The organism is Phycisphaerales bacterium (assembly GCA_040221175.1).
Taxonomy (GTDB): Bacteria; Planctomycetota; Phycisphaerae; order Phycisphaerales; family UBA1924; genus JAHCJI01.
Window position 1 is genome coordinate 794,755 of sequence record JAVJVK010000004.1, and the last position, 11,546, is coordinate 806,300.

Consider the following 11,546-nt stretch of genomic DNA (forward strand, 5'->3'; position numbering starts at 1 on the left):
ATGGGCAAGCTGTTGAAGATCGCCGCCGCCGTGCTCCTCCCGCTCGTCGGCCTGGTCGTGTTTGCACTGGTGCTCGGCTGGATCTACGTCGACTCCCTGGCCGAACGCGGCGTCGAGCGCGGCGCCACCTACGCACTGGACGTGCCCACCGAACTCGGCTCGGCCGACGTCGGCGTGCTGTCGGGCCGCGTGGAACTCTCCAGCCTCTCGGTCGACAATCCCGATGGCTTCGAAGCCCAGCACTTCCTGACGCTCGGCAATGCCGACGTCAACGTCACCCTCGGCACGCTCATGGATGACGTCGTCGAAGTACCAAGCCTCACGCTCGCGGGCATCGACCTGCACCTCGAACGCACGACCGACGGCGCCAACTACAAGGTCATCATGGACAACCTCGCCCGCTTCGAGAGCGGCGAGCAGAAGGACCCCGACCCGGACGCCAAGAAGTTTGTCGTCCGCACGCTGGCCATCCGCAACGTGACCATCCACGCTGACATCGTGCCAATCGGCGGCGCCATCGGTGATCTGACGACCACCAAGCTCACCGTCGACGAGGTCGTCCTGCGCGACGTCGGCTCGGGCGGCGAACCCATGACGATCGCCGAAATCACCACCGTGGTCGTCAAGGCCATCCTCGCCTCGGCCATCGAAGTCGGCGGCGGCGTCATTCCCGAAGACGTACTCGGTGAGATCGGCGGTCAACTCGCTTCGCTGCTCGATCTCGAAGACATGGGCGTGGGCAACATCGAAGGACTGGGCGAAGCGGCCGCCGACCTGCTCGGCGCGCCCGTGGAAGGGGCCATCGAGGAAGCTGGCGAAGCGATCGAAGACGCCGGCGAAGCAATCCAGAAAGAAGCCGATCGAGCCAAGGAACGCCTGGGCGGACTCCTACCCGGCCAGAAGAAGAAAGAAGACGAGCCGAAGCCCGACGACCCCGGCTGATTCTTTCACCTATCTCGGCTGAGACTTGAACTCGCGCTGATCGGCCAGCCGCTCGGCGAGCTTGGCCGCACTGGCATGCCCGGCTTCCTTGGCCCGCCGTGCGTACGCCAGCGCCGTCGGACGATCATCGGCGCGGTCGAACCAGACGGCGGCCTCGAAGGCAAGCTCTGGGTCCTTGGGTCTGGCGTCCGAAGCCGCTCGGTACATATGTGCGGCTTCCACCGGTTGCTTCATCATGCCGTAGCACTCGCCCGCCAACCGGAGCACGGGCTTGGTCCGCATCGCATCGGGCGATAGCGAGTTGATCACCACGACCGCCTTGGATGCGTCACCCATCCGCTTGAGGGCCCGCGCCTGGATGATCTTCCACGCATCGGTTTCGGGATCATGGTGCCGAGCCCGACCTGCGTGCTGCAACGCCATCTCGGCCTTGTTCTCGCGCAGTGCGATCTCGGCCAGCATGCCCCAGATCCGCGGGTCATCGGGCGAGGCATGGCGCGCCCGCGCCAGCGCGGCGGTCGCGGGTGCGTAGTTGCCCGCTTCGAGTTCGGCCTGCCCGAGGAACAACGCATACTGCGCGTTGGAAGGCTCCGCCTCGTGCGCCAGGCGAAGGTGGGCGATCGCCTCGGTCCCCCGACCAAGCCGGGACGCCAGCGTGCCTGCGGCAAAGTGCAACTGCGGGTCGGTTCGCCCCAGGGTGATGGCCTGCGAGAACTGGTCGTACGCGGCCTGGTGATCTTCCATCGCCAGATACGCCTGAGCAAGTGCGACGCGCAACTCGCGATCCCGATCCGCTCGGGCCACCATCGGCTCCAACACGGCAAGGGCCATGGCGGGCTCACCATCGGCGATGTAGGTCTGGGCCTGCTCCATCGCCGAAGCGACGTCGACGCTCCGCGGCGGAGCCCCGGCCTGGGCGGCCGCCGCCGAACTGGGCGGCGGCTTGGAACCCTGCCAGAACACGGCCAGCGCCACCACCAGGCCGATCGAGAGGACCCCGACGGCAAGCGTGCCCAGACCCAGCCCCTTCCGGGAGGGCTCCTCGGCCTCGTAGCCGGGGAATCGAGATGGCAGGCGGTCCAGGGCGAGCCTGGCCTCTTCGTGTGGTGTCATTACGACTAACTATCGGCTTGCTACACTCGCTTTTCATCCCCATCAGCCCGGATAACTGTCGGCAGACCATGCCTTGGCCCCTTCGACCATGCCCGAACTACCCAAGCAATACGACCCGAAAACCGCCGAGGCCAACGCTTGGCGGCGATGGGACGACGCCCACGCCTTCTCGGCCGACCCAAGGGCCGTCCTTCGCGGCGAACGCCCCGCCTACGCCGTCGTCATTCCCCCGCCAAACGTCACCGCCAGGCTGCACCTGGGCCACGCCCTGAACACCACCGTCCAGGACGCCCTCGTCCGTGCATACCGCATGAAGGGCTTCGAAACCCTATGGATGCCCGGCACCGACCATGCGGGCATTGCCACCCAAACGGTCGTCGAACGCCGCCTCATGGAGAGCGAGGGAAAGCGGCGCACCGACTTCGCCCGCGAGGACTTCGTCGCCCGCGTCCAAGCCTTCAAGGACGACTTCGAGGCCCAGATCACCGAGCAGTTCAAGGCCATGGGCGCCTCGTGCGACTGGGACCGCCAGCGCTTCACCATGGACGAGGTCTGCGCCCGCGCCGTCCGAGAGGCGTTCTTCATCCTCTTCCGAGACGGCTTGATCTACCGCGGCAAGCGCTTGGTCAACTGGGACCCGGTGACCGGCACCGCCCTGGCCGACGACGAGGTCGACATGATGGAGGTCGACGGCTCGTTCACCTACCTGCGCTATCCGCTGGTGCATGCGTCTAAGAACGAACACGACCCGCGCGACACCGAGCCAGTAACCTGGAGCGAACTGGCCGCGCGCGGCTACCCGACCGAGCACGTCGAGGGCGAGGACGAAGAGCCCGCCCACATCACCGTGGCCACCACCCGCCCGGAAACCTACCTGGGCGACACGGGCGTGGCCATCAACCCCAAGGACGCCCGGGCCAAGGCCCTGCGCGGCCTGCGGGCCCAGTTGCCCATCGTGGGCCGCGTGGTGCCGATCGTCGAAGACGACTACGTCGTGCTACCCGACCCCGAGAGCGACGACGCCAAGGCAAAGATGGCCACAGGCTTTCTCAAGGTTACACCGGCCCACGACCCCAACGACTACGAGATCGGCCGCCGCCACCACCTGCCCATCATCAACGTCATGGCGCCCGATGCCAGCATCAGCGCCGACTTCGGCTGGACCGAGGCCGACCCAGACGGCGCTCGCGATGCGCACATCTTCATGGGCAAGCCCCGCGAAGAAGCGCGCAAGCTCGTCCAGCGGGAATTCGAGGCTCGCGGCCTGCTCGCCGGCGTCAAGCCCCATCGCCACAGCGTGGGCCACAGCTACCGCAGCCACGCGGCCATCGAGCCCTACTTCACCGACCAGTGGTACGTCCGCGTCACCGACGACCGCCTGCGCGGCAGCGCCCAGCGCGCCCTGCACCGTACCCAGCGCGAGAGCGAGGGCTTCAAGCCCCGCACAGGCGTCAAGACCGACTCGACCATCAAGTTCCATCCCGCTCGCTACGCCAAGACCTACGAGCAGTGGCACGACAACCTGCGAGACTGGTGCATAAGCCGCCAGCTCTGGTGGGGACACCAGATCCCCGTGTGGAGCAAGGCCTTCGGCACCTTCACCAACTTCATTGGCGAAGAAGACTCCAAGCAGGACAAGCTCGTCAACCTCATGATGAGCCTGCGCGACCATGATCCCTCGACGCCCATCGTCTACCGCCTGATCAGCGCCAGCGACATGGGCGTGCCCCTGCGAGACCCCGCCGAGATCCAGGAATGCGAGGATCTGGTGTGCATGGTCTGCGTGCGCAGGCCCGGCGCCTTCGAGACAGAAAAGTATGGCACGATCGAGTTCGAGAGCCTGCTCGAAGAGGCTGGCTTCGAGCGCGATCCCGACGTGCTCGACACCTGGTTCAGCAGCGCGCTCTGGCCAATCTCCACCATGGGCTGGCCCGAACCGGCCATCGCCGGCGAGGAGTTCGACGGCCTGCTCGAGGCATTCAACCCCACCAGCGTCCTGTGCACCGCCCGCGAGATCATCACACTCTGGGTGAGCCGCATGGTGATGTTCAACCGCTACTTCCTCACCGACCAGGGCCAGGAGCCCGGCGCCGGCCGCGTGCCCTTCAACGACGTCTTCATCCACGCGATGATCCAGGACGGCCTGGGACGCAAGATGAGCAAGAGCCTGGGCAACGGCGTTGACCCGATGGACATTATCAAGAGCCACGGCGCCGACGCCATGCGCTTCACCCTCGCCCATATGACCACGCACACCCAGGACGTGCGCATGCCCGTCGAAGTTGATCCGCAGACCGGGCGCAACACCAGCCCCAAGTTCGACATCGGCCGAAACGTCTGCAACAAGCTGTGGAACGCAGCCCGCCTGACGCTGGGCATCCTCGATCAATCCGATCCGCTCCCCGATATGGTCGATCCCGACGAACTGGGCGTGGTCGATGCATGGATGCTGGCGCGACTCGGCCAGGCCGTCGACGAGATCGACGCGGCGCTCGAGAACTACAACTTCCACGCCTATGCCGAGGTGTTCTACAACCTGTTCTGGCGCGACTTCTGCGACTGGTACCTCGAAGCCATCAAGCCCACCGTCCGCGAAGACGCGAACCAGCGCGGCGTCCTGCGCCTCACCCTCGAAGCCATCCTCCGCCTGGCCCATCCCATCATGCCCTTCATCACCGAGGCCATCGGCGAGCAGTTGGGTCACCATCCGCTTCCCCAACTCGAAGGCTTCGACCTGGGCACGCCCGGCAAGGCAGGCATCATGGCAACGGCGGCTTGGCCCGCCATCGACGATGCGCGCCGCAACGCCGACGCCAGCGCGTTGTTCGAGCGTGCCCGGGGCCTGGTCACCGCTGCTCGCGAAGTGCGCGCCAAGCACAACGTCAAGCCCAGGCGCATGGTCACCCTGCACGCACCCAGCGAACTCACCAGTGCCATCCAGCCCGTTGCCAGCGTCGTCAGCACACTGGCCGAACTCGACTCCATCACCACCGAGCCGGCCAACGGCGAGGCCGCGACTTTCGCCTACGACGGGTGGGAACTGCGCCTGTCGAACCTGGCAGACGAGGTCGATGCCGGCGCCGAACGCGAACGGCTGGAGCGCGAAATCGGCGAACTCGAAGGCTCACGCCGGACCCTCGAGGGCCGCCTCGGCAATCCCGGGTACACCGAGAAGGCCCCTGCCAAGCTCGTCGAACAATCTCGCGAACAGCTGGAACGCGTCAAGCAGGAACTTGCGACCGCGCGGCAGGCCCTGGAGCGCTTGAGCTGAGACGCGTCCTCCCACTCCTGCTCGTCTGCGCTGCCATGCTCACCGGCTGCGCCGGTGGCGCAACATCCGATGGCGTCCAGCGTCGCCAACCGTGGCCCTACATGCAGCGCGAGGGCGTGCAGATCACCACGCGAAACTACCACCTGCTCACCACCGCACAGCACCTGCCCATCGCCGACAAGCTCCCCGCCTTCCTCGAGGCCTCGCTCGCCCGACATCGCACGTTCGCCGGTTCCACCCTCGGAGGCCCCGCCCTTCCCGGTCCGCCCGGGCGCATGCAGATGTTCTTGTTTGCCGACCGCGAGGAGTGGGCCCAGTTCACGCGCGCAACGGTCGACCAGAGCGCACACCCTCTGCTGGCTATCGAAATCGGCGGCTACTCGGCCGGGGGGCGAGCCGTGTTGTTCGCACTGCCACCGCAGTATGACAGGCTGACCCTCAAGATCGCTGCTCACGAGGGCTGGCACCAGTACGTGCAGCGCGCCTTCCGAGAACCGCTACCGACCTGGGTCGACGAGATGATCGCCGTCATGGCCGAGGGTTTCGTCGTCGACGCCCAGGGAACCTATCGCTTCGAACCACTGCTCAACCCCGAGCGGCTCAGCCAGCTCCAAGCAGTCGACCAAGCAAGCCGATGGCGGTCGCTCGATCAGTTGCTCGACGGCGACCCCACGATCCTGCTGGGCAGCGACCCGGCCCGCGCGGTGGACTACTACGCCCAGCTCTGGGCTCTTGGTCTCTACATGGCAACCGACGCACAACGCTGGAGCGGCATCGAACGCCTCCTCCGCGATGCCGCCCGCGGCCGAATGCAACGCGAACTGGGCCGACCGCCCGCGAGCGATCTCGGCCTTGTTGCATTTCATCGATACGTCACGGCAAATCTCGACGCGATGGACGACGACTACCGCGCGTTCGCCAGGGCGCTACTCGACGAAGCCTCGGCCGTCACCCGGTCGGGCTCCACGCCAAGATAAGGCAGCACCTGCTCGACGATTCGACGCACCGCGGGGCCCGCCACGCTCGATCCATAATACTGGTTGCGGCGAATGGTCTCCGGCCCGGGGTCCTCGATGCTCACCATCACCACCACGCGCGGACGATCCAGCGGCGCACCAGCAACGAAGCTCGAGACATACTGACGCTCCAGGTAGCCCCGCGCTCCCGGCGGCCGGCGATGCCAGGATTCCGTTCGCTCGGGCGCCACCTGGGCGGTGCCAGACTTGCCGAACATGTTGTACGCGAAGGGAGCCTCGCGGCGCATTTTCTCGTCAAGCTTCTCGGCGATCTCCACCATCACGGTGCGCGTCGCCAGCGCCGCCTCGGGCGAGACCGCTCGGCGCGCCACCAGCCCGTCCGGCCCGCTGACGCCCACGGCACTGAGTCGAAGCGAGGGCACTGTCCCCGCTTCGCTGCCGTTGCGGGCAAACGCGCAGTAGGCCCGTGCCACTTGCGCGACGCTCGTGGTCACTTCCTGGCCGAACGCGATCGACACGTGGGTGTAGTCGTTCCATTCCTTCAGCGAGCGCAACGTGCCGTGCGCCTCGTCGGGAAGGCCCACCCGCGGCGGCTCACCCACACCAAAACGTTGCAGCGCTGCCCGAAACTCGGCGGGCGTGAACTCCTGCGCCGCCAGCGCCATGCCGATGTTCGATGAGTTCACCAACACCTCGGCCCACGTCTGCTCGCCGTTGGCGCGCACGTCGCTCAGCCGCCGACCATTGATGAACGCCACGCCACCCGGCGCCGGCTCGAATACGCGATCGAGCAGTTCCGGATGCGCGTCGGTCAGCGCCGCCCACACGAACGCCTTGAACGTCGAACCCGGCTCGTACGCGTCTTCCACGACGCGATTCCGACCGATGGCAGGGTCCTGCTCACGCAGCGGATCCGGTCGGACGAACTGGAATCGCCGGAAGAGATCGACGCGACGCGGCCATTCGCTCCGTGGCACGCGATCGTCGGCCCACGGATACGGCACATTGTCGACCTCGCGCAGCACGTCGGCCATAGCCAGCACTTCGCCCGTCGCCGGATCGAGCACGATCACCATCCCGCCCGCCGCGTCCGCGTCTTCGACCGCCCGCGCAAGCTCGGCCCGCGCAATGCGCTGGATCTCCAGATCGAGCGAGAGGTGCAGCGGCTCGGCCGGTTCGGGCGTCCGCGCGGCGCCCCGTGCGATCCATAACGGGCGGCCTGCCGCGTCGTGGGTGTACGTGATGGCGCCGGGCTGTCCTTCCAGCCGTTCGCGCATCGTCCGCTCCAGACCCTCGCTGTACTGTGGCTCGCTTCCGACCTTTCCCACGATCGACGCCGCCAGGTCGCCACCCACGCGATCGCGGATGGCCTCGCGCTCCAGGTGAATGCCCGGCAGCGGATGCGCCCGGACGATTGCCAGACGATTATCATCCAGATACCCGCCGATGCGGACGTACCGGATCAACGGCTTCGGCTTGTCCTCGGTGGGATTGGCCTTGGCCGCCTCGATCGCTCGCCGACGATCACGGTTCTCGGCCAGCGCCACCTGGATGCGACGATCGATATCGAAGTCGTTCTCGCCGGTCATCCACGCCATCGCCGCCGCAAGTTCATCGATCGAAATGCGGTCCTTCTCGAGTTGCTCGGCAATCTCGACCGGGTCGAAAAACACGCGGTGGACGTATCGCGATACGGCCAGTGGTCGTCCGCGCCGATCGAGGACGTCGGCACGCGGGACACCAATGGTGTGCTGACGCTCCCGGGCTTCCAGCACAGCCATGATCCGAGGAGGCGGCGCCGCCTGCAACAGGGCGACACGCACCACGATGACCAGCAGCATCGCCGAACACCCAATGCCCAGGGCCGGAGCAACCCATCGCACGCGATCGCCCGTTGGTTGCGTCTCACCGGTCATCGCGGTCTTCCAGGCCCACCAGGGCGGCTTCGGCCTCGTCGGGCGTTCGTGCGTCGAGTTCCGCCAAACGCTCGCGCAACTCGGCCGGACCGATGTGTCGAGCGATGTCCGCCCGCAGCCGACCGGATGCTTCATCAACGCGCATCACGCGAAGCCGCAACGAGGCAAACTCGTGGGCGGCCTGCGTTCGCATCTGTCGGATGGTCAGCAGCGCCCCGGCAATCCCGACCAGAGCGATGACGCAGAAGGCCAGCTTGCAGCCAAAGGCGTTCCCGATCTGGACTCTCGCACGCGCCATGCTCAGGAGCTCGGCAGCTTCAAGACCATGCCCGCACGCAGGTTGTCCGGGTCCTTCAACACGTCGCGGTTGAGCGCGATCAACTCGTGCTGGCGACGCACCGTGCCCAGCAACTCCTGTGCGATCTCTCCCAGCGTATCACCCGACTTGACCGTGTACGTCAACGGATTGCTGGGCGGCGCCGGCGTGCTGCTCCGCTCGGCACGCGCGCTCGTCGTGGGTTGCTCGGAGCCGACCCCCTTGATCGGATCGAGGATCCGCAGGGTCACACCCTCGCGCACCGACCCGTTCTCGCCCACGCGGCCGGCGTTGTCCTCCGCGATGCGCCGCCACGTATTCCCATCGCCGTAATAGCGGGCCGCGATCTTGTAGAGCGACTCGTTGGGCTGCACGTGGTGCTGGACCACCATCGGCTCGGTCGAGACCTCGCGCGACACCGCCCGGGCGCCGTCCTGGCCCATCGCGGCCATCCCGTTGGGCTTGGAGATCTGCGCCAGGCCCGTCAGCTTCCGAACACCTTCGGCAACCGCCTCGGCGCCCTCGGCGACCGAATCGCCCACGACATCCAGCACGCTGCGGCTGCGAGCGGGCTCGCCCGGCACGTACAGACCGCCGTCGCCGCCCAGGACCAACTGGATCGGCTCGGGCTGGGGCCGCTCGGCGACCGGTTCGGGGGTCGGGGCGACGACCTCGCGCGGCTCGGGCGCGGAAGCCAGAGCGCGGTCGGTCGTCTCGATCTGTCGCGCCGGACGCCCGCGGTACTCGGCCTGGGCCGGTGGCAGCGTGACCACCCGCCGGAGAGCCTGGCCCTCGCTGGCGTCGACCACCACGGTCGCGTCGTGCGGGGCATCCTCAAGGTCGGCCGAACGAGCAGCCGCCAGGTGATCACTGATCAGCAACCCCACCACCAGGACGGCGGCGAATCCGAGTACCAGGGCCAGCTTCTGCTCTCGGGTCAACGCGACGGTCCCCCTTCCACGTTCGGGGTCAATTCGATGGCTCGCAGGCGGGCCGACCGGGCTCGGCGATTCAGCGCCGTTTCGGCATCGCCGGGAACGATGGGCTTGCGGGTCAGCCGACGGGCCAGGCCCTGATCGCTCAGCGACACGAATGCACGCTTGACCATCCGATCCTCGAGAGAATGGAAGGAGATAAAGGCCATCCGTGCCCCCTGGGCGAGCCATCGGCCACGCCCGTCCCTGTTCGCCGCTTCGCCTGCTCGAACCGGCTCTGTCCCGCTCTTCGTCGACCCGGCTTGAGACGAGATCGCCTCGAGAAGGGCCGAGAGCGCGCCCAACTCGTCGTTGACGGCTATTCGTAACGCCTGGAACGTCCGAGTAGCCGGGTCGATGCCGCCACCAGTGGTGCAGGACCGGACGAGATCCGCGAGCGCGCGCGTGGTGGTTATCGGTTTCGACTCCCGGCAAGCGACAACTTTCCGCGCAATCCGCCCGGCACCTCGTTCCTCGCCGAACGTCCACAGAATCTCGGCGATTTCGGCCTCGCTGGCCGTCGCCAGAAGTTCCGCCGCGCTCGTCCCCGACGTGGGATCCAGACGCATGTCCAGCGGCCCATCCTGACGAAAAGAGAACCCCCGCTCCGGGTCATCCACCTGCGGGCTGGCAAAACCAAGATCCGCCAGCAACGCGTCGGCAGCCAGACCCCGTTCCTGCAGCGCCGCAGGGAGCCCTGCAAACGAACCATGCACGGCCTCGATGCGAGTCCCTGGCTGGGTTGCCCGAACCCACGAAGCCGCACGCGCCAGCATGGTGGCATCCAGATCGTTCAGCACGACCACGCCGTCGGGGCCCACCCGCTCGGCCGCCATCGCCGCGTGCCCTCCCAGGCCCGCCGTCGCGTCGACGTACACGTCCCCCGGCCGCAACGCCAGAACATCGAGCGATTCCTGCGCAAGCACGGACTGGTGGCCACCGGCAGACATTCCAAGCATGATTGCACCCCGCACCACCGGCGGCAGTACAGTCCTGCCATGAAAGCGCTCCTCGCCCTTGCCTGCTCGTTCCTCCTGCTCGCCGGCTGCAGCCCCTTGGGCCTCACCGTCCGCTTGGGCCCCGCCAACGACCAGGTCGTAGCCTCCCAGGTGCTCGAGATGGGCCAGGGCCCCGGCAAGGCCAGCGACCGAGTGGCCATGGTGGTCGTCCGAGGGCTCATCACCGACACCCCCACTACCGGACTGCTGGGCGAGAGCAGCGCTCCCATTGATGACCTCGTGGCCCACCTCAAGCTCGCCGCCGACGACGAGCGCGTCAGGGCGGTCCTCCTGCGCATTGATTCCCCCGGCGGCACCGTCGCCGGAAGCGAGACCGCCTACCGGGAAGTCCGCGCCTTTGCGCGGCGGACCGGCAAGCCCGTCATCGTGTCCATGGGCGAGGTCGCCACCAGCGGCGGCTACTACCTGGCGCTGGCCGGCGACCACATCATGGCCGAGCCCACAACCCTCACCGGATCCATCGGCGTGCTCATTCCGAGCTTCAACGCAAGCGAAGGACTCGGCAGGCTGGGCATCCGAACGCTGTTCGTAACCAGCGGCCCCAACAAGGACTTAGCCAACCCGCTCGCGCCCGTCCAGGAACAGCACTACGACATCCTGCGCGGCATCGTCGGCGAGTATTACGCGCGGTTCCTCTCGCTCGTGCTCCGCCGCAGGCCCGGCCTGCTGCCCGAGGAAGTTCCCACCGCCACCGATGGCCGGGTCATGACCGGAGACACCGCCGCGGCCATCGGTCTGGTCGATAGCCTGGGCGGCGTACGCGAAGCCATGGCCAAAGCAATGGAACAGGCTGGCGTCGAGCGTGCCATTCTCATTCGGTACGGCCCGCGGGGAAACGCGCCTCGAACCGCCTACGCCACCTCCGCAACGCCCGCGCCGTTCATGGCTGACAACTCGGTCAGCCTGCTCCGCGTCGAGGGCTCGGCGCTCTCGGCGGGCGCACTCGGGTTGCGTCCGGGCGTGGGCTACTACGTATGGGTTCCCTAGGGACCGTGCGTTCGCCCGCTTTTGCACCGGC

9 protein-coding genes are annotated in these 11,546 nt (G+C 67.3%); 4 read left to right on the forward strand and 5 right to left on the reverse strand.

Translation table 11 applies throughout. The features are described 5' to 3' along the window. Entirely contained in the window at positions 1-942 is a 942-nt protein-coding gene (locus tag RIE32_05675) for an AsmA family protein (GenBank protein ID MEQ9095735.1), read from the forward strand. Between the two features lie 9 nt (positions 943-951). Here the strand turns inward: RIE32_05675 and RIE32_05680 are convergent, their stop codons facing one another. Next, positions 952-2,055 (reverse strand): tetratricopeptide repeat protein, encoded by a 1,104-nt coding sequence (locus RIE32_05680; protein ID MEQ9095736.1) that lies wholly within the window; start codon positions 2,053-2,055, stop codon positions 952-954. A 73-nt stretch (positions 2,056-2,128) separates the two neighbouring features. On the opposite strand from RIE32_05680, the gene RIE32_05685 reads away from it, so the two are divergent. Both RIE32_05685 and RIE32_05690 read left to right on the forward strand, forming a co-directional pair. Next, entirely contained in the window at positions 2,129-5,326 is a 3,198-nt protein-coding gene (locus RIE32_05685) for a valine--tRNA ligase (protein MEQ9095737.1), read from the forward strand. A gap of 35 nt (positions 5,327-5,361) precedes the next feature. Next, a complete protein-coding gene (locus RIE32_05690; protein ID MEQ9095738.1) occupies positions 5,362-6,303 on the forward strand; it encodes a hypothetical protein in 942 nt (313 codons plus the stop codon). On the opposite strand, the gene RIE32_05695 is transcribed toward RIE32_05690, so the two are convergent. The 4 genes from RIE32_05695 to rsmH are packed head-to-tail and all read right to left on the reverse strand — an operon-like array spanning position 6,231 to position 10,459. Then, a complete protein-coding gene (locus RIE32_05695) occupies positions 6,231-8,219 on the reverse strand; it encodes a penicillin-binding protein 2 (GenBank protein ID MEQ9095739.1) in 1,989 nt (662 codons plus the stop codon). The two genes, RIE32_05690 and RIE32_05695, sit on opposite strands and share 73 nt — an antisense overlap. After that, a complete protein-coding gene (locus tag RIE32_05700) occupies positions 8,209-8,517 on the reverse strand; it encodes a hypothetical protein (GenBank protein ID MEQ9095740.1) in 309 nt (102 codons plus the stop codon). The genes RIE32_05695 and RIE32_05700 overlap by 11 nt, the downstream gene beginning before the upstream one ends. A gap of 2 nt (positions 8,518-8,519) precedes the next feature. Beyond that, the gene (locus RIE32_05705) at positions 8,520-9,476 is read right to left on the reverse strand and encodes a LysM peptidoglycan-binding domain-containing protein (GenBank protein MEQ9095741.1); all 957 of its coding nucleotides are present in this window, start codon (positions 9,474-9,476) and stop codon (positions 8,520-8,522) included. Continuing rightward, the gene (gene rsmH / locus RIE32_05710; protein MEQ9095742.1) at positions 9,473-10,459 is read right to left on the reverse strand and encodes a 16S rRNA (cytosine(1402)-N(4))-methyltransferase RsmH; all 987 of its coding nucleotides are present in this window, start codon (positions 10,457-10,459) and stop codon (positions 9,473-9,475) included. The genes RIE32_05705 and rsmH overlap by 4 nt, the downstream gene beginning before the upstream one ends. A 48-nt stretch (positions 10,460-10,507) precedes the next feature. Between rsmH and sppA the strand changes: the two genes are divergently transcribed. Next, positions 10,508-11,515 carry a signal peptide peptidase SppA gene (gene sppA, locus RIE32_05715; GenBank protein MEQ9095743.1) on the forward strand — a complete coding sequence of 336 codons (1,008 nt, stop codon included), beginning with the start codon at positions 10,508-10,510 and terminating at the stop codon, positions 11,513-11,515. The last annotated feature ends 31 nt before the right edge of the window (positions 11,516-11,546 follow it).